This window comes from Shewanella sp. GJ50-10 (assembly GCF_055808815.1).
In genome coordinates, this window is sequence record NZ_JBVVSS010000001.1 from 1,389,594 (window position 1) to 1,414,292 (window position 24,699).

A 24,699-nucleotide genomic window follows, 5' to 3' on the forward strand; every position below is an offset into this window, starting at 1 on the left:
ACGGCTTGGTTTATTTTTAATATTACTCAGTGACACAACTTATTGCTCAGCTTGCTTCGGTGCTGAATTTAAAGCAATTTCTACCAGATGCTTTTGCTGCATATAGTGCAGAATCTGCACGCTCGTATAACTTGTCTTGGGCTTGTGTCTCTTTAGAGTCAGCAACACCAAGGCTACATTGCACGTTAAACGCACTCATTAATGGGTGCTCTGCCATCGCCGCAATAATACGCTGACACAAAGGTGTCATTTCGAGTTCATTTCCTTGGGCTATAATAATAAATTCATCACCACCAATACGAAATGCTTGGTCGGTATTACGAATAGCTTCATTTACCAATTCAGCAAATTCAGACAATATTGTGTCGCCTAACTTATGGCCATGTTTGTCATTTAAACTTTTGAAATTATCTAAATCCAACACTAACAATGAGATATCGCCTTGTTTTCGATTAGCTCTTGCTAACGCACCTTTGATACTTTGACGATAATAGTATCGGTTTCCTAAACCTGTTAAGGCGTCAAACATAGCTTGATTTGACATTTTTTCAAACTTGATGGCGTTAGCAAATGGCTGAGAAAACAGGGCTTCTAGCTCATTTAATTGTAATAACTGGTTAGGAGTGAGCGGTGCTTGGAGGTAGTACTTAATACTGTAAGGTTCGCCAAAACCGCTAATAACCCGTTGTTGATTTAAGCCATGACAACGGCCCCAGTTGAGTTTAAGTTGGTGATTAAGCTGTAACCCTTGTATCGGCAATAATTGGCCAAGCGTATTGCCGTAGCTGGCAAACACGGTTCTTGGATCTAAACTTGAATGCATTTGTTGGAGAATTTTCATCAAATTATTTTCTGAGTCGGCACTTTTAGTACTTTCGTAAGGTGCTGATTTATCCCAGTTTTGTTCTGGATATGGCTGTGAAGCTATTGCGTAATCCATTATTTTTACCTCATTTGATGATGCTATCTTTACTCGCAAGTGTCATAACTACGTATTCTTGCTACCTGTATCAATTTGTAAGCAATAATTATGCCTAATATTTTTTATTGCTTATTTTCATATGGTTATTGTTAATGAATTACTTTGTTAATAGACTGTTTCTTTAACCGCTGGTTTTTTGACTCGGAGAACACGTATTTATGGAGCACAGCATTTTCATCCATATTCTCTCAATGTTGGTGATTGCAATTGTGGCAATCTCTCTATTACGTCGATTTGGCTTACCGCCTATTCTGGCTTACTTGCTCACAGGTGTTGTCAGCGGACCTAGCGGTTTTCATTGGTTTACTCAGCAACAAATGCATTCAGTAGCCGAACTCGGCGTAGTGTTACTCATGTTTAGTTTAGGGCTTGAGTTCTCGGTACCTAAGCTTTGGTCTATGCGCCGCACGGTATTTGGCTTAGGCAGTGCCCAAGTAACGTTAACCGCATTAATTGCGGGCCTTGTTGCCTTATTATTTGGCCAGAATATGATTGCCGCAGTGGTGATCGGATCGGCTGTGGCATTATCGTCTACGGCAATTGTGCTCAAGTTAGTAAACGAGCAAGGTTGGATGCGAAGAAGGCATGGTGAGTTATCCGTCAGTGTGCTGTTATTTCAAGATATTGCCGTTGTCCCTTTATTAATCGTTCTACCGTTATTATCCACTAATGGCGACCCAATTGGCTTTCTTGATTTAGCTTGGGGTTTGTTAACAGGGATCCTCGCTTTTATTGGTTTAATGTCTTTTGGTAAATGGATATTGCCACGCATATTTGATGAAGTTGCCCGTTCTCGTTCCAATGAGTTGTTTGTTCTTTCTACATTAGTCGTGGTGTTGGTTACTGGGGCATTTACCCAATGGTTAGGTTTATCGATGGCATTGGGAGCATTTATTGCCGGTATGCTGCTAGGTGAAAGCCAATACCGCCGTCAGCTTGAAGCGGATATTAGACCGTTTCGTGACTTATTAATGGGGCTGTTTTTTATCTCTATTGGTATGTTGCTCGATTTCACCATTGTGGCTGAGTTTTGGTGGCAGATTTTATTGATACTCTTTGCGGTACTGCTGACCAAAACCATTGTGGTATTTGGCATCCTAAAATTAGGCGGCGAACAATTCAAAGTGGCGTTAAGTACCGCAATTAGTCTAGCGCAGGTGGGCGAATTTAGTTTTGTTGTCCTTGCTTTAGCGGTGAACTATGAATTACTCGAAACTCAAATGAGTACCATATTCGTTATGGTGGCAGTGCTTTCAATGTCAATCGCCCCTTGGCTGGTGAGAAATAGCGTCGAAATCGCACAAAAAATTGAAGGTAAAACCTCTAAAAAATCCCAGCTGGAAGATGAGTTTACACTGCCGCCGCCTGAAGACGGCGACTTAGTCTTAATATTGGGTTATGGCCGTGTAGGGCAAACAATCGCACGCTTTTTAAAAACTGAAGCTGTGCCTTTTGTAGTATTAGATTTAGACCCTAAGCGAGTGTCAGAGGCAAAAATAGCAGGCGAGCCAGTGTTCTTTGGCGATGCTTGTAAAATGGGCTTGCTGAAGCAAATTGGTATACGCCGTGCCAGCATGGTGGTAATCACCTTTGGTGAATCAAGGCAAGTGGAAGAATGTTTAGCGCTGTCTCGTAAACTGGCCCCAGAAACCAAAATACTAGTGCGCACAACAGATGATGCTGAACTTGATAGTTTAAAAGAAATGGGTGCGACTCAAGTTATCCCTGAAAAACTAGAAGGGAGTTTGATGCTAGTGTCACAGGTGCTTTATAAATGTGGTGTGCCACTGCCGCGAATTATTAAGCGGCTAGAGTCAGAAAGGCGTAATCACTATCAATATCTACACGGATTTTTTACCGGCGCCGAAACGGACTTTACCCTTGAACTACTGCACGCCGTGTCATTGGATATTGGTTCAAATGCTGTTGGTAAGAAGTTAACGGCAATTCCGTGGTCTCAATTAGGTGTTGAAATACGTGCAGTGAGACGCAAAGGTGAGGAACTAAGCCCGCCACCAGAAGAATGGGTCTTTGAGCGTAAAGACATCATTATGCTCGTCGGAAAACCCCGCGAAATAGAAACCGCCGAAGAGTATTTACTACAAGGGTGATGGTTTTTTTGAAGATGGCCAAATACAGTAGAATTTTGCCATCTTCTTCCATACAATGGATGGTTACGTTCGTTGTTGTGTAGCCAATTTTTCTTGCTACAGCTTGTATGGAATAGTGCATGTCGGCCAAATTGTTTAATCTTCCAATTAAAATTAGCTTAGACCTTATCGCTAAGTTATTTTCTTCTGTTCAACTTCAAAAAGCACAGAACTATCTGATTGAAGGGCGTGTACTTGAAGTACATGCAAGCCAAGAAAACCATAATATCGAATCTTATGTGGTGGGCTCTGCTACTGAGCCATATCGCCAAGATATTACTTTGGTTAACGTGAACCATAAAATTGTGATGAAGTCTCATTGCACCTGTCCTGTGGCGACTAACTGTAAGCATGTCGCTGCCGCGCTTTTAGCCTTAATTGATAAGAAACCGGTTGAAGAGCAGCGTTTGAGTCAGTGGTTAATGCAACTAGAAAAACAAGACCTTATTAACCCTGTTGAAGAAGAGGATGAAGAAAAAGATCGTATTATCTTTACTTTATCTAGCGATCATCACGGTATTTTTGTCGACTTTAAGCGCAGTAAATTAAATAAAAAAGGTCAATACAACAAGGGCAGTAAAGTTGCTTTAAACGATGTTAAATATCATCTTCCTTGGTGGATTAACCCTGAAGATAGCCAAATTATCAGCCTATTACTGTCATCTTCTAAAAGTGCCTCAAAAATTTATCTAGAGGGTGAAATCTGCGCATTAGCTTTAAATAAAATGCTGGAACTGAAAACCTGTTTTTGGGAAGAAAGCCGTACACCGCTTACTATCACAAATCCTGTTACTCCTGATTTTGTTTGGCAAGAAACCGATGCCCGACATACCCAAATTAGCATGAGCATGCCGGAGTTAGATAACTGGGAGTTCATCGCTACATGCCCACCTATGTTTGTCGATTTGGATTATTTAAAAATCGGCGCCGTAGCAACAGATTTAACTGTTGAAAAACTCAAGTTACTGCAACAAATGCCGCCAGTGCCACTGGATAAAGTCGATAGTATTAGTGACAAAATGCTGCGTCATTTTTCGCCTAAAAGTGTGCCTGTACCCAGCGAAATTGAATTTCATGAAATTGAAGACCCGTTAAAGGTTAAATTAACCTTTACTATGGTGCAGTTAAACGACAGCGCAGTAGTTCAGCCAGTATTACAGCTTGAATTTGCTTATGGCGATATTACCATTCCAGGTAAAGTCAGCCGTGAGAAAATCAGTTTAATTAAACGCGGTAAAACGCAGTATCAAATTCATCGTGCACTCGACGGTGAAGCGCAAGCTATTGAATGCTTACAAAGCCTACAATTGCAGGCCATTGATAATAGCTTACTCACCTATACCAACAATTCAGTCAGTTATTACAGTCTTGGTTTAATGCCTGAAATGGTTAACGAGTGGGCGCAATTAACGACATTTGGGATCATGACCTTAGAAGATCTAGGTTATGAGGTTGAGTTTGCCCCAGAGTTTGATTTAAACATTATTGAAGCCGATATCGAAGTTGATTTAGACGACGATGAAGACAGTGGTTGGTTTTCGCTATCGCTTAATGCCGATATTGAAGGGCAAAGTGTGCCGCTATTGAGCTTAGTCGCAAGGTGGCTACAACAAAATGGCGAACCTGATGATGAGCAAGAGCTGATCCTTCCTGGGCCAAACGGCCGTTTTGTAAAAATTAAAGCTAAAACGATCAAGCCGTTAATATCGGTGATTCAAGAACTGTTTCAGCGAGGTGGCGGTGACTTATTAGAAGTACCCCGTAACCGAGCGGACTTACTTAATGAGTTATCAGAAAGCGATATTCGTTTATTAAATGGCGAGCGGGTAAGGCACCTTGCTAGCAAGCTTTCTGAATTTAAAGGTATCCAAGCTGTTGAATTGCCAACGGGGTTAAATGCCACGTTACGCGATTATCAAAAACAGGGCTATGACTGGCTTTGTTTCTTAAAAGAGTATCAATTAGGCGGTATTCTTGCTGATGATATGGGGCTAGGTAAAACCCTACAAACCTTGGCGTTTTTGTTAAAAGCAAAACAAATGAAAGCCGCTGCGGCAAGTTCAAGCCTAAATGCACCAGCTAGAACAACCTCAGGTAAAACCAGACCAAGCTTGATTGTGTGCCCAACAAGCCTTGTGGGCAACTGGTATAAAGAGGCGCAAAAATTTACCCCTGATTTAAAAGTGCTGGTGGTTCACGGTAACAAACGCCAAGCTTTGTTAGATCAAATTGAGGACTTTGATGTCATCGTGACCACTTATCCGCTGATTCTGCGTGATGAGATTGTTTACAGTGAATACAGTTTTGAGCACATCATTTTAGATGAAGCCCAGCAAATTAAAAATGCCCAAGCTAAAGTCACTCAAGCACTAAAAACCTTTAAGGGTCAGTTTAGATTATGTCTATCTGGTACACCGTTAGAGAATCATCTAGGCGAGTTAAAGTCATTAATGGATTTTTGTTTGCCGGGGCTTTTAGGCCAACACGCCTATTTTAATAAAGAATTTAGAGGCCCGATTGAAAAGCAAGCGGATACTGAAAAGTCTGCCGTATTGCTAAATCGTATCGCGCCATTTTTGCTCCGCCGTACAAAAAGCGAAGTGATGTCAGAGCTGCCCGAAAAAACCATTATTGTGCAGACTTTAGAGCTTGAAAAAGATCAACGTAACTTATACGAAAGCATTCGATTAGTGATGGAGAAAAAGTTACGTGAATTGTTTGCTAAACAAGGTGTGTCTAGCAGTCATATTGAGTTTTTAGATGCTTTGCTTAAACTGCGCCAAGCTTGCTGCGACCCTCGCTTAGTCAAGCTTGAACAAGCTCAATACGTAGAAAACAATGCCAAACTAACCTGGTTGACTGAAAACGTGCCTGAGATGGTGGAAGAGGGGCGTAAGATACTCATATTCAGCCAATTTACCGGCATGCTGGCACTTATCGAGCAAGAGTTTATCGATATGGGCATAAGCTACAGTAAGCTTACTGGCCAAACTCGTAATCGTCAGGTTGAAATTGATGCCTTCCAAGAAGGTGAAGTACCAGTATTTTTAATCAGCTTAAAAGCGGGTGGTACAGGGCTTAATTTAACGGCGGCAGATACGGTTATTCACTTCGACCCTTGGTGGAATCCAGCAGCAGAAAAACAAGCAACAGACAGAGCGCACCGCATCGGGCAGCTTAACCCAGTGTTTGTTTATAAGCTGATTGCACAAGGTACGGTAGAAGAGAAAATTCAAGAGATGCAGCAACATAAACAAAGTTTAGCCGACAGTATTTTAGCAGGTAGTGCTAAGAGTCAATGGCAAGGCAATGCGGATGATTTATTGTCATTATTGAGTTAGTTAGCTGCTGTCTATTATTTGTAGTTAAAAGCAAAATCAAGGTCGTGGCGCTTCGCCCACACCAGACGAAAGGGAAACAACAGCATTTCCCTTTTCACTCTTGGATAAAAAAACCTTGCCGCTCCGACGAAGTGTTGTTCCTTATGCTATAGACCGAATTTGCTACCGCCTCAGATTCGCCATCCATGGCTCAAACTGAGGCTATGTCGGCGTCCTGCCTCCATCACACAAATTAGCTCAACGCATTCGGACACTTCCAACGGAGATCATTGAACCTGCAAGTTCATTTGTCATAGCTAATTAAATTCATTTAAAGCTTAAATGTTCAATTTGAATTGAGGTAAGCAAGAAAATTACGTTAGTCCAGACAGGGCCTTTCTCGCACATCCGTGTGCTTCAAGGCATTTTGTGCATCCTAAACTTAAGATTCTAGCTAGCTTTCGAGGGAAAGGGACGCCCCATTGCAAGCGTTAGAGCTTCATTAAACCAAAGTTGCAGCTTGCCGAAGCTGGCTACAGATAAAGTTTAACGCTATGAAAGTCCCCATTGAAATTTTTCGCTTTTCAGAAAATTTCGTAGGGGCGGGTGGGTGTTCCAAGAGGGAGTTGCCGTTCACTCCCTTTTGGTCTGGTGTGGGCGAAGCGCCACGACCTTGATCCTAATTCAAACGAAGTTTGGAAATGAATTTTGAGGGTGACGATCATAATCAAGAATGCGTTTTACAAATTTAAGAGCTAGCTCATCTTTGCCCCGAAATAGGTTAGGGAGTGTATTAAAGCTAAATAAAGTTTACTCTGACCCTACTTATTTCACGATCAATTTTGGAGTCTTAATATGAGTATTTTATGGTGGGAAAAAACGGTCGAGTATTACTTTATTCAAAAACATGTCGATCTAAAAACATTTGTGGCTCCCTTAGATGGAAATCATGAAAAAGCAGGGGATGCAATTTTTGCAAATGCAGCTAATTGGGTTTTAATTGAATTCAAAAGAGACTGGAAAAGCATCAAAGATGAGTTGACTAAATTTATAGATTTTGAAAAAGCTAAATTAGATCTCGAACCTATAAGTAAGCATCATTTTATTATTTATGGGGAGCCTAATTTCGATCACACTGATATTAATATCATTACTCAGGAATACTTTTCTGAAATCAATGTAGATACAGCTGAAGCATTATATTCTGGTGTCCCGAAAAATGAGTTTATAGACTATATAAACTTATTTGTATCCCATAAGAATAATTCGGATGCTGGCTCTGGTAGTTTTGGAATGGTAGCAGGTGTAAGCCATGATGGAAAAGTATCAAAATGCATGACACTTTTGGAATTTGCTGAAGCTATAGAGTTAGAACAAGAACTCAAAATAAAGCTTAAAAAAGAACAAGAGCAAGCTAAGCAACCTACTAGAGCTCCGCGCATGAGAATGTAGCTAACAAGTTGCTCAAGCAGGACAAAATACAGTTGGCTTTTTGCTCGTGCCTCGCTAATTTTAACCAACTATATTTTGCCTCTTAGCAAGGCGTTATACGTATCTGAATCATATTTAAAATTCGGATTTCAGTATATGATTTAATGTGAAAATATAAAATAAGAGAACGTTTAATGTTACATGAAATAATGTCTGAAAATCGTATATCAAATGGTCATTATAGTATTAATGATCTTGAATATATGACTATATATACTTTCAAGGTTATGAGGTTTAAAGGCGAAGTTGAAAATACAACGCAGAAAAACTTTACTGATGCTTGCCTAATTCCACAGTTAGGAGAAAATGAGAATCACTATTGTTTTGCCGAACCAAAAACAAGGTTTCTTGATCCCGAAACTGGCAAACCAAAACCAATACGCCTTTACCCTATCTCATTACTAGAATCGAACATTAAAGGAATAAATAATATATGAAAATATTAAAGTTGGTTGCACTTGCTACTGCAAGTTTTATTTTTTCTAGTAATGCCGTTGCTAATTCAGCTTGGTATAAAGATTTTTACAAAGATGAATTTACAGATGAAAAATTTACAATGTATCGAACAGAAAGTGTAAATGGCCAATTTTTAAGCCTGAAATGTGGAATGGCACCATTCGGAAAATATTACGAACCCTCAATTGCATTCCATAGCAGTAGTATTACTCGAACGGGTAGGACATATCCATTGAAAATTCGCGTAGATAAGCGAGAAGCTATAAGCAGAAATGCATGGGCAAGTTCATTAACTTCGAATAACTTCATTCAAATAGAATGGGGGAATGAAAAAGGTAATGCGAAAGAAGTAACGGATAAGATAGCTACAGACTTTAAAGCTGGAAATAGAGTACTAGTGCAAATTGCCAACAAACCGTCATTTAATGTTAGTTTATCTGGGTTTACGAAAGCTTTTAATGCAACACACAAAAAATGTCAGTCTTTAGCAGAAAAAAATAACGGTCGCTACTTCAGTAAAGTGTGGCTACCTGTAGATTAATCGTAGAAACGCTTAAGCAACTTACTATACGTATAACAAGCACTTTAAACGGAACATGATCTTCCCCCAGTTTAGTAGACACCTCCTCATCACTTTGAGGAGGCTAAAATGCCTAGATATACCCAATCAAGAAAGACATGGTTTTATCCTGTAAAATTCAAAATCAAAGCAGTCCTGCTAAGTTTAAGATAAATAGAGATTAAATTATGACGACAACACAAAAGCAAGATGAGCAAATTATGAATATGTCATTTGCTATGATCTATCCGCTATATGTCGCGAAAGTCGAAAAGAAAGGGCGAACGATTGACGAGCTAAATGAAGTGATCACTTGGCTTACTTCATACAGCGAAGAAAGAGTAAAAGGATTTATTAAAAATGAAGCCACGATGAAAGAATTCTTTGCCGATGCATCGATTAATCCAAATGCGCATCTGATTAAAGGAAAAATTTGCGGCTATAAAGTTGAAGATATTCAAACACCTTTAACACAACAAGCGAGATATTTAGATAAGCTGGTTGATGAGCTTGCAAAAGGTCGTAAGATGGAAAAAATTCTAAGATCAGAATAAGAACAAGTGGCGCCAGAGTAAACTTAATTATTTTTCAATCAAATGGCACATGAGCCAAGGTTAATTACAAATTCATTTCTGTCCACAGGGTGAGTTTAAAAATAATCAAAGTTATGATCATTGTAACGCTGTGAGGTTATGCACTGACTAATTTATCCAGTGCAATAAAACATTCATTGTGTTGATATTGCCAATAGAGCTGAGCTAACTCAGCTCTATTTTTTTTGCTTGCTAAACAAGTAATATTTGGGTTTTGACTTAAATTCTGCAAGTAATCGACCAGCTGCTGGTAGTCCGTTAGTACTTCACCCGCCATCGGTAAATCATCGGCATAGGGGTAACATTGTCTGCTGTCAGTTTGGTATTCTTGTTGGTCAAATTGAAAAAACACAATGTCAGCTTTGGTTTGCAGCATATCAATGTATAACGATGAATAGTCGGTGATAAGCAAATCTACATCATTAATGATCTCATAAGTGTCTTGCCAGTCCGAAATATTGAGAATATTGGGGTGACTATCTATCGCTTTAGCAAGCTCTGCTTCGTTGGGATGAAGTCTGAGTAAGAGTAATTGCTCATTTGCAACTAAACATGCGGACAGCGCTTCAAAGTCGATGGCTTGAGTGTATGGGTTAATTTGGGAGTGTGGGTTACTATCGGCAGCAGTCGATGAGTGCGCTTTAGTGTTACTAAGCAAAGTACTGTCTCGCCAAGATGGCGCATACAATAGCACCTGTTTTACTTGATAAGTTTGTTTAAGCCCTTCAATTAATGAGTGATTTTGCTGGTTCGATTTTTGATTTGCTTGCGGATAACGCCGGTAATAATCGGTGCGCGGATTACCGCTTAAAATCATTTGTTGTGGGCTCATTTTAAACGCACCTGCAAATAGACTCGCGACTAAATCACTTGGGGCAATCATATAATCTGGGCGCACTTTTTGTTGATGAAATTGGGTATTAGAAATGAACTTATCTTGCAGGGTTTCAGGGTGATAAACCTTTAAAAGCGGGCCATTATTAATATCAAATTCGATTCTTTTTAAAGGCGAGCCATGCCATAAGTTTATCTTAATTGCGCCTTTTGCTAGATACTGATTCACATCGCCAATATAGCTGTTATATACGTAATACTTAGCCGTTAACGCATGATAAATTCCTTTTGCGCTCCAGCGGTAATAGGCTTCATAACCTTGATGATTAAGCTGGCTAACTAATGTTTTGTTGCCACTTATCCAAATGGCTCTGATGGTCATTGCTTGCTGCCAATGTAAGAATAAATACTTACTGTTATCAGCAAATTTGTTTTTATAACACCCCATGACCGCTTTGCGCGAACGAGGGCTAAAACCTGCAATGAAATACACGGTTTTAGTCACAACATATCTAATGCAATTGAAAATGAATTGGCTCATGTTATGCCTCCGTGATATTAAAAAATCCTTTAAATACAAAGATAGCATTAATCATCAGCAACGCGACTAGCAACGGGTATAAATCCTCAAAAAAACATCAATGGGTTATAACTTTACCGCCAAATTGTTTTTAATTTCGGTTGTTGAAATATCATCAGTTCGAGTTAAATACAGTACTTCGCATTGGCTTTTAAGGTGGTCAAACTCACCAGCCCAATCATCTCCAATGGCAAATACATCGACGTTATAACGTTCAATATCTGTCGATTTTTGTTGCCAGTTTTGCTCAGGAATGACTTTAGTCACAAACTTGCAAGCTGCGATAATCTCGCTTCGTTGTTCATAACTAAAAAATGCTGCTTTACCTTTAAGGGCATTAAATTCGTCGGTTGAAACTCCAACAATCAGCTGATCGCACATATTGCTTAAGCGCTCGAGTAATCTAACGTGGCCAAAATGAAATAGATCAAATGTTCCGTAAGTGATGATGGTTTTCATAATAGTATTCCTTTAATTAAGAGGCATGTTGATATCGGTTTAACCGTTAACTTTTAAATTCAATGGCTGCATTGGATTTATCAAATTGCTTTTGCAACATGTTCACTAGATACAATGGTTTTTTTGATTGCTCGAATTCCATCTCTACCATTTGGACTTCTTCAATTGGGGTATTTTCATCAAAATTAAGCTGCACGGGGCCATAAACTCCGTAGGTGGCAGTGCCATCTTGTTTATTCTGATATTTAGTTGAAGCGCCGAATAAATTAAGGTCACCTTTAACCACTAACCAAACCTGTGGTAATAAAGCAAAGCCAGGGTTCTTGATATTAAACTTATGGGCTTTAACTGGCTGTTGTTCGTTATTAATCACTGTTTCAGAGACTATGGGTTTTCTTGGTTTTAGGATTAGTGAACCCAAAAAAAGAGTCAGCAACAGTGGCGATAATAATACGTACAGCATTAGCAACACGCCGCGCTGAAAAATGCCGTTATAGTTGGTCGCTTCTTGGGTAGATTTAGCAATTAGGCTTTGATCTTCCACCTTGGTCCAGCTGTTAGTCTGTGGGTCGATGATTAAGTCTTGCGAGATAATCTTATTTTCAACACTTAACTGCGGCCCAACATAGGTGTTAGGTAAAATAATACTGTTTTGGATTTGACTGTCTTCAATGAAGCAGTATTCTCCAACCACAATTGCGTTAGATAACTGAGCTTTATTAGAGACTTTGGTGTATTCACCAATAGCGCCAAAAGCTTGGGTTTCAGATAAATCAGGCAACTGACATTGGGCTTCAACCACTAATTGTTTTTGCGCATTTTTAGTATTTATCGCACGGCCTTTCACACAAAAGTCTTGGCTGTTAATGACATAGTCTGAAGCTTCAACATAAGCGGCTAGGCTATCGATGTAGAAGCACTCGCCATGAAGCACCTGCGCCACGCTATTTTTATGGTCTACCTCTGTGGTTTCTAACGGCCAATTTAGTAATTGGTTATGCTTCCAACCTGCAGGTAACATCATCATTGCTGGATTTCGTTGCGCCATTTTTGCGTGGACAAACTTTGATGGCATCAAGCGTGAAAACTCAATAAAGCGCGCTAAACAAGGGCTGCGTAGCATATCGCCGCGGACAACTAATGCTTGTGTGCTTTTATCAATATTCATCCGTGAAAGTACGCTGTTGACTTGTTCTTCAGGCTTACACAGAAAGTAATGAATGGTTAATCCCCATTGCTCACCATTACCAATTTGCGACTCAATTTTTTTAGCTTCATGACTGATAACCATTTTTACGTCTGTTATTCCAGCTGCAGCTAAATCCTCTAAGGTGTACTCCACTAATGCTTTATTGGCGAGTGGCAATAGAGCAGGGCAATACTGCTGATCTAAAGGGGCTAATTCATTTCCGTTTCTGTTTGCAAATACGATAGCCTGCATAACGTCTCCTAGTAGGCGCCTCGCGCCAAAAGTACTGCTGGAATAGTTTTCAATAACAGAGTGATATCTTCTCTTAGTGACTGCTGGTAGATGTAATCTATGTCTAGCTCTACCTGCTTATCAAAAGGAATATCTGAACGTCCGCTTACTTGCCATATGCAAGTAATACCAGGTTTAACTCCCAATCTGCGACGATCACTTAGCTGATATTGGCTTACTTCATTAGGTAGTGCAGGTCTTGGGCCAACTAGTGACATATCACCAATTAATACATTCCAAAGTTGTGGTAACTCATCAATTGAAGCTTTGCGGATAAGCTTTCCAACACTTGTAATGCGAGGATCTTTTTTCATTTTAAACAGTACGCCACCTTGCATTTCATTGTTTTGTTTGATTTTTTCTAGTCTTGCTTCAGCATCAATGTACATCGAACGAAACTTCCACATGGTAAAAGGTTGGTTATTTCGGCCGCTTCGAGTTTGTGAAAAAAGATGGCTCCTTTCGATTCAATACGGATACTCAAGGCTGTAAAGGCGAATAGTGGTGCCAACAGGATTAGCAAAATGCTAGCAGCAACGATATCGAATGTGCGTTTTGCAAATTGGCCACATTTGATGCCAAAGAAGTACCAACGACGGCTATTATTCGCTGTAACTTGTCCTAAAGTTGACTGCATCGGTTGTGATTGATTAGCTGAATTAGCGAAGTTTGACTTGGCGTAGTTCGAATTCGTGTTGTTTGAGCGACTATTGCTTGGGTAAGTATGGCTTGGGTTATTATTGCTTGAGTAAGTATTGCTTGCAGGCATATTAGTCGAACGTTTTTGCTTTAAAACACGAGCAAGAAATACAGGATTACCCACAACATAGCGTTTCCACATGCGTTTAGGTTCTTGACCTAAGCGCCAAATCCACTCCATACCCACTTGTCTTACTGCAATAGGCGCTCTTGATACGTTATTGGCAAAGAAATCAAACAAACCACCGACACCCATAGCTGCGCCGACATTTAGCTCTGCTTTGTGCGCGCTAATCCATTGGTCCTGCATAGGAGCGCCCATTCCAACCAATAACAATTGAGCGCCTGATTGGTTAATTTGCTCAATCACTTGTTGTTCAGTTCCTTGGGGAACATTGGCTTGGTTTAAGTAACCATGATGACAGCCGGCGATATTCAAAGTGGGAAATTGTTTTTTAAGATTTGCAGCAGCTTCTTCAGCGGTGCCTTCTTTACCGCCTAAAAAGAACAGTGAAATGCCTTTTTCAGCAGCTTGCTTACACAGTAGCGGTAACATATCAGTACCGTTCACATTATCTTTAAGGCCAATATGATGTAGCTGACAAGCAATACGTATCCCACTTCCATCTGCAAAAACTTGGTCACACTGATTAACAGTATCGCGATAGGTTTTATCAGTGGCAGCGATGTTCAAGCAATCAGCATTAACAAAGGCAAACTGTTTAGTCACTGCTGACTGAGATGAACGGATTAACAAATCAACACTCTCACTCATGCTGTTGTTATCAATGTTCACGCCTAACAAGTTAAATTGTGCTGGGTAATTAAGCTGAGTGGATACCACAATAAGCTTACTGAATAAGCACTTTAAAATATTAACCATGTAGCCAAATAAACCGGTCGATGAATGTGATGCTGAATCAATGTGTTGAACGCCCATACGACGCTGCATCTGTTCAATAGATAAAATACCAGGACGGCTGTTGTTTTGAGTGGCTTCGAATACAGCATATTCAAACGCGCTACCGAGCAAACCAATATCACCTTTTAAGACGCTATAAAATAAAGGCAATGATTTAAAACGCCCCTGAGTGAATAGGCGAATTGCCACTTCTTTATTCTCTGCATGAATATACAAGGTTTCGAAAACAGCGTGCTTTGAGCAAGCTAAGGTGATCACTTTAAATATGAAAATTGGGCTGGCGATTATCATCACGTAAAAAGCGACTATCCAGTCAAACATGACAATAGTTATGGGAGTGTGGTCGTGAGCTTTTTCAAGGTGTGCTGTTTTCATATTGGCCTCACAAGGACGATTTAATTAAGTCTGATACCTTGTTAAAGCACGAAGCGTTCCAGTTTTTTAATGTGTTGTTTATCATAGGTTTTATGGTGGTTATTACCATTTTGATTTGCAGGCAAAAAGCTGACTTTGCAGAATGCGAACGACACTGCAAAGCCAGAATAGGGAAGTTGTTTCATTTACGGCGAGTTAAATCCTTGTCAAAACGCCCCAAGTTTTTAATACAAGCTGAGGGCCTTTGGTGAGTTAAAGCTTGTTATCTTGCATAAACTCATTGGTGACACCATCACGAGAAATACGCATTTTTTGAATGACGCTAATACATTTTTGGCCAACACCTTCGATGACGATATAACCCCAAGAAGGCATGATCCATTGAGCATAAGCAGCGACTAAAGTGGTGACAGTGCGACCTGTTTCTGCTTTTAAAATACTAGGTGATGTTGAAATCGCTTTGTTTACTAATTCAACTGCTGCTTTACCATCACCTAAACGAATTGCTTGTCTTGACAGGTAACGTAACTGATAAGCACGTGCGGCTTTTTCATGGCGACCAAGCAGAATTGGCGCAAAATCACGAGCTTTATCAATCATCTTTTCCCATGAAGCGTATTGCTTCATTAAGTTTGCAGATAAACCACCGTGATTTAAGCGGTAATAGGTTAGTGGCTCAGGTAAGCCTTCGATTTTCCAAGATGTGGTTGCAGCAATACGTAACCAACATTCAATATCTTCTGATTGACGGAAAGTTTCATCAAAGTAACAGCTATAGCGCTCAGCAGTACTCATTGATTGAAAGCGAATGTCATTCAATGTAGTTCGGCGAATAACTGGCGCACTGCCATTACCAACCGGATTACGACAAAGTAAATGCGCTGCATCAATGTCATTTAGTTTAGGCATTTGGTAAAAATCGATAAACTTACCGTCATAATCAATAAAACTTGAGCGAGAAAAACTTAGACCAATTTGGCTATCGCTATCTAAGTGTTGTACGTGGCGAGCAAGTTTTTCTGAATGCCATAAATCGTCTGAATCGATAAATGCGACAAACTCACCTAATGCGTGACGGATACCTGTATTGCGGGCTGCGGCTAAGCCTTTATTTTTAACGTGACGAATAATATGTACGCGTGGGTCGCCAATAAACTGCTTACAAATCTGAATACTGCGATCATCACCGCGATCATCAATAATTAGTAATTCAAAGTCATCAAATGTCTGGTGCAGTACAGACTCGATTGCCGCTTTTACAAACTTCTCAACGTTATAAACAGGCATTACTACAGAGATTCTTGGAGTCATAATGTTTTCCTTAACTGTGTTTAACAGTTGATTGACTGAATGAGATGCGGCTGCTGTACCAGCACAGCCAAGGCATAGTGATTAAGTAAGTGACCATCACGCTCATTGCGACTGTGGCTAAGTCGAACTGGCTGGCAATACTGATAACCAGCGTTAGCAATGCAGTGATGGCGATATTTAAATTGAAGTTCAAACGACTATGGCCATTGGCAAGTAGCAATTGACTTGCCGCTTCTGCCATAGGACGAACTAAGCCGCTTAAACATAAGAAAATGAAAACCGATAAAGCATCAGTGCTTAACCATTGCTCGCCATATACAAAGGGAACGTATAGCGGCGCTAAACTGGTTTGCAAGATGATGATTGGGGCTGCGATAGCCGTAATCGCAATAACGCTGTTACGGTATTTTTGTTGTGCAGACTGCTTTTGGTTGGTTTCTGCATCTTTATCACTGCAAAGATGTGAATAAAAAGCGGTGCCGAAGCTTTGCACTAATCCTAAGCTGACCCCTAAACTCACGTTGTAAGCAAAAAAGTAAACACCTAATGCCTCAACGCCCATGAAGTAGCCAATGACTAGGTAATCAATACTTTGTCTTAATGTATTGATTAAGTCGCTTAAGCTCACAGGTACACTGAAGTTAAGTAATGCTTTAACACGGGTTAATGACACAGGCTGTGTAAAATGAGGTAGTGGTGTTGCATTTTTATGGATGTAAATCCACACAAACACCATGACAACTTTAGGAATAATAATTGCCCAAATACCCAAGCCGCTAAGGGCTAAGATTGCGGTTAACAGGCCATCACCAACGGTCTGCCAAAGGTTGGCACTGGCGACTCTACGCATATTGTTATTGCGTAAATTAACCGTGGCGTACAACATGCCAAATGGAAGCAATAAGTAGCTACTCGCAACAAACAAAATTGGCAGTATTAATTGGGTATCTTGATAGTAATAAGCTAACGGGAAGCTGATTAAGCTCATTAATACGAATGCACTAATACAAGATGCGAAGTTAATGGTGTTAGCGCTGGCTAGATTATCGGTAAAGTCAGCGTCATTCATACGGATTAATGCAGCTGAGGTGATACGTCTTGTTGGAGTACAGATTAATTCGAATAAAGTCAGCACAATGGCAACTTGACCGAATATTTCAGGAGTTAATAAGCGTGCGGTAATAACACTTGCGCCCAATCTCACCACTCGTCCACTGAACTGCGCGCTGGCTAACCATAAAAGGTTTTTACCTAATGAACGAATGCCATGACTTAGCATCTCATTAAGCGCTAGCTTTTGATTCAGCGATTGCTTCTGTTCAACTTGAAGCTTGGTGATGTTTTGCATAACCGCTACCCTTAACAATGAATTGCAATTTGCTGATTGAAACTAAAAACAAATTGCTTCGATACTTAGGTATTACAGTTATCGTGCCAATTTTTAACCTTATGTTTTATCTCGGTTTTAGATGTTTTGTGATTTAAAGGTAAAGTGGGATTAGCAAATTGGGATACGCGTTTCGCAGATTGCAAAACCCGTTAATATTGAAAAAAGATTGGCTTGTTAAGCTAAATTCAGATGTGGAACTGGCTTTTGGTTTATAGAAAACGAATAAAGTCATTAATTTAAGGTTAAAGTGATATGAACAACTCCATGGCAGTCGCGACAATAAGTTTACTTGTTAGTTTCGTATTGCTGAGCGGCTGCAGTCAGCAAGCGGCTCAAACAGCACAAACAACTCAATCAACTCAAGCAAAGCAAACAACACCAACAAGCGACAGTAATGCCAGTGAGCCAAGTAATTCTCAACCGTCCGACGCGGCTAACCTTGTTATCAATAGCACTGAACCTGAAAATACCTGTGATAAAGCATTTTTCAATGAAATCGAACGATTAGTTATGTCGGGTGACGGTCAAGGCCACGGACCTGATATAGGTTCAGCAGAATGGCAATCTGTGATCGAATTTAAGCTTGGCGTTCGCGGAGAAGCGCAAGTACCGCCGAGAGACACTGTTGAATGGTGTGATTATATAAAACAGCAAATAGCCACTGAAATACCATAATAATTCAGCTTTTTAAATTAGTAGCTAAAGAGCCTATTAACATCGTTAGATTATGGGCTTTTTGACGCAGTAATTTTCTATCAATAACTTTATTATCAAAAATAATGAGAAAGTCTTTCAATTTTTAAGCTGTTTAATCAGCATCAATATCAGGATATTTTAGGCTTTTAGGCAAGGTAAGTCCTATAGAAGGATACAGCGGTATGCTACTTGATACCCCAATTTGTGATTTTGGCTGGAAAGTGCCCGAATTTACCTTAAAACCCCATTTGTTGAATCATTTACCATGAGCCAGCATTAACTTGCAAATATGGACTGCTCTATCAAATGGCGTTAATTGAGCACTGTTATGGCTAACAGTAGCTATGAAAAATATCTTAAAAAATCATTTTGTTTCAAATACTAAGAATTTAAATTTTAACCAGACACTGAGTTACACACGGAGTAAAGCATGACACACCCAATTATTACTGATTTAAATAATCGCTACACTACAAAGCGTTACGATCCGACTAAACGCGTTTCAGCTGATGATCTTGCAGTGATCTACGAAGCCATGCGTTTATCTGCGTCTTCGATTAACTCACAACCTTGGAAATTTATTGTGATTGAAAGTGAAGCTGCTAAGCAAAGAATGCATGACACTTTTGCTAATAATTTTCAGTTTAATCAACCACACATCAAGGCTTGTTCTCACGTTGTTTTATTTGCTCATAATCCAAATTATACCCGTGAAGATTACGCTAAAGTCGTCGATAAAGGCATTGAGGATAAACGTACTAAAGCAGAAGATCGTGAAGCTGCATTTGGTGGTTTCGCATTTGTTGAATTAAATACCGATGAACAAGGTAATAATGCGTCTTGGACTAAGTCACAAACCTATTTAGCTTTAGGTAATACCTTGCATGTACTGGCTCGTCTTGGCATCGATTCAACCACGATGGAAGGTGTCGATAGTGCATTAATTGGCGAAATATTTGCTGAAGAACTTGGTGGATTTAAGTGTGAAGTGGCGCTAGCATTTGGCTACCATCACAGCTCAGAAGATTATAATGCTAATTTACCTAAGTCGCGTTTAGCGCAAGAGCAAGTATTAACTGTGCTTTAAAGGTATCAAACCTATGATGCTTTAAGTTGGTAATAGATTACTTAAAGCATCTTTTATTCTTTTTCAAAGGATTATCTTTAAGCCCAAAAAACATAACTCAAGATAGCTGTCACACAGTCACAGACAGTCACAGACAGTCACAGACAGTCACACACTCCGCAGTCACACAGTCACACAGTCACACTCGCAGCTACTTTAATAATCAGAACATAAGCTTGAATAATAGTTTCTTGAGTAAATAGCCTTTCACTTTATGCCACTTCTAGGGCTTTAGCTTTATTAAAGACATCATCTGGCTCTTCTGCTCTTAAGGCCATCCCCAGCACAATTAACCCTGGCCAGAATAAGTAAGCTAGGATCTCTAAGTTTTCTCCGAATGTGTATAAGCCAAGCATCATTAAAATTGCCATGCCTACTTTTGCTAATGGGTTACTGAATAGTCTTATGAGCAAGAAGATGAAGGTCACTAACATTGGGATAGCCAAAGCGATAGCGCCGACCACGCCTTTAACAAATAACAGTCCGTACCAAGTGTGGTGGGAGCCGATAGGCATGTATTCCACCATATGAGGGCCTCGCTCGACAATGCCATGGCCAAAGACAACCGCTTCGTTTAACCACCGCTCTACGGCGATATCGGCTAGTGCCTGTCTGACTCGGGTTGAGTCTGCACGCGCCGCTTTTACGGCGCTAATACTTTGCTCAATTTTCGATATTGTTGATTCACCGATGACCCCGACAAATAACATTACTGGACTGAGTAGCAAATATAACCATGGTGAGCGGACAAAACGGAGTGTTGAGAAGAAACCGATTAACGCCAGATAACATACAATCGCGAGACGCGACTGAGACATGAGTATCATTAATAAACTGCCAGCTAACCCCCATCTTTTCCATGTTGTATTTTTTCTTGCAGAGCAAAAATGAAATACAAGTTGCCCAGCATGCCTAATGCCGGAGCCCATGGGGTGAATAGTCGCCAGCGGGGGACACCACTACCTGGGTCAATTTCGTAAAGGCTGACACTAAAAAACTCAGGCCCAGGCCCACCAATAATGCTTAATGGCGAAACGTACAATGTACTAGGCAAGCCAACTAGCCAAGCAAAAACGAACAACGGGAAGAGTAGAACAGTATGCTTACAAACTCTACAACTGGCGCGGTAGATAATTTCAGGTCTGATGGACAAGCAGCCTATTATTGGAAAAATCGCCAATAATGCCCAACCTTTAGCCCAGCCAATAGAGGACTTAATTAACTTGCCAGTGCCTAGGCCAAATTGCAGGTGACCGACAACCAAGGCAATCAGCATCACCCACATACCTAATGCCCAAACGTAATGGCTAATACTAATGCGAGCCGCAGGTTGGCGGGCAATTTTTTTATATAATAAGCGTAAAAATAGAATCCAAGCAATCACAGGTGCGATGACATATAACGCACCTAACAACCAAAATAAGTAACTGAAACTTATGCAGTTGTAGATGATTTTTTCGTCAACATTTTCCGCAGTAATGGTTTGCGAATCCATAAAATGCTTAATCCTACTAGTGACATGAATGAAGCGCACAATCCACCGAACGCAATGAGAATGACAGCTAACTTATCGGGTGATGAAGGTAAACTTGGCGCCGACAGTAATTGCAGCATTGGATAGGCAGTATAAATATCTGATTTACCCACATCCATTTTAGCCATTGCCGAAGTTAGGACTGCTGAAGCAAGTTGGTGCTCGCGTTGTAAGTCTGCCAGTTTAGCGGCATCGTCATTACTATACTGAAGACGTTGCTCCCAGGTATTAATCTGAGACGTTAATGAATCCACTTCAGATTGAGTTGCTTTTCGGTCTGATGCGATGGCGATAAACTCTTGCATCATTTCAGCTCGACCATCCAAGTCATTCACGGTTAGCATTTTTAGCAGTTCGTCATCTTGAAAACCAATAATGATTTTAAAACGTTGCTGCATGCTTTTTAGAATACTGTCTAACTCAGCTTGCAAGGTAACAAGCACAGGGTGTCTTGTTCCTAGTCGCCCAGCATTCTCGATATATTGCGTATTTGCGGTGTTATGTTTTTCAACCAGCTGTTGAAAAAGTTTATCGTTATTCAGTTTAAGTAAAATGGCCGCTTGAGCATCACTAATGCCTAAATGTTTTTCGTATAAAAAATAGCTGGCATTTAACCCTTGAAGCTCAGCTAACATGGTCACTTTACTGTGTCTTAGTCGCTCAATGGTGATGGCAAGTTCTTTGAATTGATCAAGTGTGACTAAGCCGCGCTCAGATTGGAAATCTAGCAATTGATTCTGGGTTTCTTTTACACGTGTTGAATAACTTTTAAGCCCTCTTCTGATGCCTATTTCACGCAAGGCTATTTCATCTGCACGTAGGTCAGTTAATATATTTTGCAATGAGCGGTACATGGCCCAGCCGCGCTCTTGTGCATCCTCTGGACTCGCTGCTTTTACGCTATATTCCATCAAACCGGTTTGGCTTGGCAGCTTAAGCTTAGGTTTATTTATTGCTGAAGTCGGTACATCTAGGTAATGGGCTGCGCTTTGCATTAACAAGGTGCTCATTGATATCGCTTTATAATTCTCGCGAGGGTCAATGGCTGAGCTCATATAAGGTGAGATGCTGGAAGTGCTAGCTTGTCCAAGACTATCAAGGCTTAACGATGAACCTGCAGCAGCACCCGGCAGAATAAGTACCCATTTGCTGACATATTGAGTTGGCGCCAAGTAGATAAAAATGGCAGCAAAAATCCAGATGATAAGCAATGAACCAAACGCTGTTTTAAGGTAAAGGCGTTTACGTAACTTAGGGGTAAGTTTACTGCCTTCTAATGTTGCACGCTTAATCCAATATAAATATGCCAATTCAGAAAAACTGGTTTGTTCAACATGCTCGTCTTCTGCTGTGTGTTGTTCTTGTTTGGCAGCCTCTTTTTTAGAAGCATCTTGTGTGGAAATATCTTGTTCAGTTTCAACCCTAGTTATTGCCTCTTGTTCAGAGGCTACTTGGTCAACGGATGTTGGTTGCGCGGTATTATGACTAGGGGTTTGGCTAGTGTTTTTACCGCTTTGTTTGCTATCCGTGCTCGTATGAGTCTTATCTTCATCATGAATTCGGCTCATTTATTGCTCCTTACAACCATCCAATAAGGGTTGTTGGTACCACTAACTCAGTTACTGTTCGTGCTATTTCACGCATATTGGTCACACGTGAGTCGTAACAAGCTAAACCATCACCTGGAAGTAACACTGGGTTTGATTGGTCATTCCATGCGCTTTGAATAAGTCCATCTATTGAACGCTCAACAATATCAATTTGGTTCGAAAGTGGATTTTTAGTCACTAAAATAACGTAGCGACTGGCATTTGTTGTTTGAGCACCACCAACACAGTTAGCTGCAATTGCACCATTTAATAACCGTGTACCGTATGGGAAGCGAGTGGCTTCACGGTCAACAGCTGACTGGCTATTTGAACTTGCAGGTTGTGTTAAGTTTGACATAAAAACCCTAATCCCTGGCGCTGTCAGTTGTGATGGTCTAGCTAGTTGATCATTAAAAGAATGTGTTGATGGAACATGGATATGATCGCCAGCCATTAATGTCATGCTGGGTACTTTCTCACCAGTTAGCATACCACGTAAATCCATATTGAAAACCTGCCCATCACGAATCACTTTAATCGCAGATATATCGGCATCTGGGCGCACTCCACCAGAAGATTTGACTGCAGCACCCACGCTACGTTTAATCGCTTGGTCACCTGCATAATTACTACCGTCATCTTTTAATTCTATCGGTAATTTTTTGTTGATCATGTGCTGACCCGGTTCGAAAACAGCACCTGAGGTGGTGATTTCAATCGGAGCCCAGCTAATAGGTAAAATACTGATGCGAACGGCGTGCGCTAGCATAAGGTTTTCATCTATTAATAAGTCATTAATTAATTGGTTTAACTGTTTAAGTGTTAAGCCTTTTGCTGCAATTGCAGGCAAGTAAGGTAGATAAATATTACCATCGGCATCGACTTCAACATCTTTACTAAATTCTTCGCCATTCAGGATCTTAACTGAGATTTTGTCACCAACTGATAATGATAAGGCTTGTTCAGTATCGACAATCATGGCTTTATTACCAAATATTGGCGCTGTAGGGAAAGTGGTGTGATTTGAGGTCACTGCACTGACTTTTCGGTTGTATGGTGTTTGCTGACCAAAGTAATGACAGCTGGTTAATTGCTTTTCTAAATCACAAACGTCTTGCTGCGCTGGTTGCGAAGGGGTCACGCAAGCGGTTAAACTTGCGATCATTGCGATTGAAATTAGAGTATTAATCGTTTTCATTGCGTTATTCCCTATACGTTTTGATTCAGATATTGCTTGATTTACTTGTGTTGATTGAGCTTGTTGTATAAGTGCTAGCTAGCTAAATCTGCGATAACTCTTTTATCAAAATCAGACTGCTCAACGATGCTGCTGTGACGCAAAAAATCCAGTGCTAGAGTTTCTGTTTCAAATATTTCGAAAATATGGTGTAAGCGAGTTAATTCAATTAGTGACCTGACAGCTGGAGTCGGTGATAACAATACGATGTTACCTTGGTAGTTCAGCGCTTGATTACGTGCTGAAATTAACACTGACAACCCACTAGAATCGATGTATTCAAGATGCTGCATATCGATGACTAAACGGGTATGTCCTCTATCGATATAATCAACAAGTGCGGCTCTATAAGTTGGTGTGTGCGCCATAAACATTCTGATTGGTAGGGTTACTACGCTCGCATGTTGCGCTACTTTTAATTCAAATTTCATAACGTACTCCTAGAAATTAATGATGCTTAACAATGTCTCTGTGTTAGTTCTATTTACTCTTGCCTAAGAAGTTTGCAGGTAGTGTGCCAACTTTTTAGTCCTTATTTTACAGTGATTTACTATTTATATTGTTAATGTGACTAATGCAGTTTTGCTGTTTGCGAAGGGATATATTGCTGTTTGCAAAAGAAGAACTGGGGGATATTTTCAATTTCGCATTCTGCAAATAGGAGGAATAAGGTGCTATAGGGTTAAGTTTTACCGCAGAGGTAAATCATTTAATGATTAGGTTCAAAGTAGGAATGGTTTAGGCTGCAATGGAGAAGTAAGAAGTAAGAAGTAAGAAGTAAGAAGTAAGAAGTAAGAAGTAAGAAGTAAGAAGTAAGAAGTAAGAAGTAAGAAGTAAGAAGTAAGAAATGAGGAGTGAGGAGTGAGAGTGAGGAGTAAAATAATAAGCCGTTAAAAAAGGCTAACGGCTTAATTTA

The 24,699-nt window shown here is 40.2% G+C and carries 20 protein-coding genes; 7 read left to right on the top strand and 13 right to left on the bottom strand.

The genetic code is table 11. The features are described from left to right. Nucleotides 1-46 precede the first annotated feature (46 nt). Complete coding sequence (gene dgcS, locus AC0L4E_RS05820; protein WP_473678391.1) at nucleotides 47-940, bottom strand: diguanylate cyclase DgcS; 894 nt, start codon at nucleotides 938-940, stop codon at nucleotides 47-49. A gap of 200 nt (nucleotides 941-1,140) precedes the next feature. On the opposite strand from dgcS, the gene AC0L4E_RS05825 reads away from it, so the two are divergent. The 5 genes from AC0L4E_RS05825 (at nucleotide 1,141) to AC0L4E_RS05845 (ending at nucleotide 9,512) form a co-directional block, all read left to right on the top strand. After that, nucleotides 1,141-3,093: a monovalent cation:proton antiporter family protein gene (locus tag AC0L4E_RS05825; protein WP_473678392.1), complete on the top strand. Its 1,953-nt coding sequence runs from the start codon at nucleotides 1,141-1,143 to the stop codon at nucleotides 3,091-3,093. Between the two features lie 119 nt (nucleotides 3,094-3,212). Continuing rightward, on the top strand, nucleotides 3,213-6,473 hold the full coding sequence (locus AC0L4E_RS05830) for a DEAD/DEAH box helicase (protein WP_473678393.1): 3,261 nt from the start codon (nucleotides 3,213-3,215) through the stop codon (nucleotides 6,471-6,473). Between the two features lie 834 nt (nucleotides 6,474-7,307). Further along, on the top strand, nucleotides 7,308-7,904 hold the full coding sequence (locus tag AC0L4E_RS05835) for a hypothetical protein (RefSeq protein WP_473678394.1): 597 nt from the start codon (nucleotides 7,308-7,310) through the stop codon (nucleotides 7,902-7,904). Nucleotides 7,905-8,376: 472 nt separating this feature from the next. Beyond that, the gene (locus tag AC0L4E_RS05840) at nucleotides 8,377-8,940 is read left to right on the top strand and encodes a hypothetical protein (RefSeq protein WP_473678395.1); all 564 of its coding nucleotides are present in this window, start codon (nucleotides 8,377-8,379) and stop codon (nucleotides 8,938-8,940) included. A 206-nt stretch (nucleotides 8,941-9,146) separates the two neighbouring features. Continuing rightward, complete coding sequence (locus tag AC0L4E_RS05845) at nucleotides 9,147-9,512, top strand: DUF2200 domain-containing protein (protein ID WP_473678396.1); 366 nt, start codon at nucleotides 9,147-9,149, stop codon at nucleotides 9,510-9,512. A gap of 136 nt (nucleotides 9,513-9,648) precedes the next feature. On the opposite strand, the gene AC0L4E_RS05850 is transcribed toward AC0L4E_RS05845, so the two are convergent. The 7 genes from AC0L4E_RS05850 to AC0L4E_RS05880 form a co-directional block, all read right to left on the bottom strand. Further along, entirely contained in the window at nucleotides 9,649-10,926 is a 1,278-nt protein-coding gene (locus AC0L4E_RS05850; protein ID WP_473678397.1) for a CDP-glycerol glycerophosphotransferase family protein, read from the bottom strand. Between the two features lie 105 nt (nucleotides 10,927-11,031). Next, the gene (gene tagD, locus AC0L4E_RS05855) at nucleotides 11,032-11,424 is read right to left on the bottom strand and encodes a glycerol-3-phosphate cytidylyltransferase (protein ID WP_473678398.1); all 393 of its coding nucleotides are present in this window, start codon (nucleotides 11,422-11,424) and stop codon (nucleotides 11,032-11,034) included. A 46-nt stretch (nucleotides 11,425-11,470) separates the two neighbouring features. After that, complete coding sequence (locus AC0L4E_RS05860; protein ID WP_473678399.1) at nucleotides 11,471-12,865, bottom strand: sugar phosphate nucleotidyltransferase; 1,395 nt, start codon at nucleotides 12,863-12,865, stop codon at nucleotides 11,471-11,473. 8 nt (nucleotides 12,866-12,873) lie between these two features. Continuing rightward, entirely contained in the window at nucleotides 12,874-13,311 is a 438-nt protein-coding gene (locus AC0L4E_RS05865) for a sugar transferase (protein WP_473678400.1), read from the bottom strand. After that, a complete protein-coding gene (locus tag AC0L4E_RS05870) occupies nucleotides 13,266-14,900 on the bottom strand; it encodes a WecB/TagA/CpsF family glycosyltransferase (RefSeq protein ID WP_473678401.1) in 1,635 nt (544 codons plus the stop codon). The genes AC0L4E_RS05865 and AC0L4E_RS05870 overlap by 46 nt, the downstream gene beginning before the upstream one ends. Before the next feature lie 252 nt (nucleotides 14,901-15,152). Next, the gene (locus tag AC0L4E_RS05875; protein WP_473678402.1) at nucleotides 15,153-16,211 is read right to left on the bottom strand and encodes a glycosyltransferase family 2 protein; all 1,059 of its coding nucleotides are present in this window, start codon (nucleotides 16,209-16,211) and stop codon (nucleotides 15,153-15,155) included. Nucleotides 16,212-16,221: 10 nt separating this feature from the next. Then, on the bottom strand, nucleotides 16,222-17,559 hold the full coding sequence (locus AC0L4E_RS05880) for an oligosaccharide flippase family protein (RefSeq protein WP_473678403.1): 1,338 nt from the start codon (nucleotides 17,557-17,559) through the stop codon (nucleotides 16,222-16,224). A 294-nt stretch (nucleotides 17,560-17,853) separates the two neighbouring features. Here AC0L4E_RS05880 and AC0L4E_RS05885 point away from each other — a divergent pair, with 294 nt between their 5' ends. Both AC0L4E_RS05885 and AC0L4E_RS05890 read left to right on the top strand, forming a co-directional pair. Continuing rightward, nucleotides 17,854-18,276: a hypothetical protein gene (locus tag AC0L4E_RS05885; RefSeq protein ID WP_473678404.1), complete on the top strand. Its 423-nt coding sequence runs from the start codon at nucleotides 17,854-17,856 to the stop codon at nucleotides 18,274-18,276. Between the two features lie 451 nt (nucleotides 18,277-18,727). Next, on the top strand, nucleotides 18,728-19,384 hold the full coding sequence (locus AC0L4E_RS05890) for an NAD(P)H-dependent oxidoreductase (RefSeq protein ID WP_473678405.1): 657 nt from the start codon (nucleotides 18,728-18,730) through the stop codon (nucleotides 19,382-19,384). 251 nt (nucleotides 19,385-19,635) lie between these two features. Here AC0L4E_RS05890 and AC0L4E_RS05895 read toward each other — a convergent pair whose 3' ends face one another. The 5 genes from AC0L4E_RS05895 to AC0L4E_RS05915 all read right to left on the bottom strand — a co-directional run bounded on the left by AC0L4E_RS05895 (nucleotide 19,636) and on the right by AC0L4E_RS05915 (nucleotide 24,214). Beyond that, entirely contained in the window at nucleotides 19,636-20,241 is a 606-nt protein-coding gene (locus AC0L4E_RS05895; RefSeq protein ID WP_473678406.1) for a hypothetical protein, read from the bottom strand. A gap of 23 nt (nucleotides 20,242-20,264) precedes the next feature. Beyond that, a complete protein-coding gene (locus AC0L4E_RS05900; protein ID WP_473678407.1) occupies nucleotides 20,265-20,918 on the bottom strand; it encodes a hypothetical protein in 654 nt (217 codons plus the stop codon). Further along, nucleotides 20,858-22,525 (bottom strand): GumC domain-containing protein, encoded by a 1,668-nt coding sequence (locus AC0L4E_RS05905; RefSeq protein ID WP_473678408.1) that lies wholly within the window; start codon nucleotides 22,523-22,525, stop codon nucleotides 20,858-20,860. Before AC0L4E_RS05905 ends, AC0L4E_RS05900 begins: the two co-directional genes overlap by 61 nt. A 10-nt stretch (nucleotides 22,526-22,535) precedes the next feature. After that, nucleotides 22,536-23,744, bottom strand: coding sequence for a polysaccharide biosynthesis/export family protein (locus AC0L4E_RS05910; protein WP_473678409.1), 1,209 nt, complete (start codon nucleotides 23,742-23,744; stop codon nucleotides 22,536-22,538). A 74-nt stretch (nucleotides 23,745-23,818) separates the two neighbouring features. Then, nucleotides 23,819-24,214 (bottom strand): STAS domain-containing protein, encoded by a 396-nt coding sequence (locus AC0L4E_RS05915; RefSeq protein WP_473678410.1) that lies wholly within the window; start codon nucleotides 24,212-24,214, stop codon nucleotides 23,819-23,821. Nucleotides 24,215-24,699: the final 485 nt, after the last annotated feature.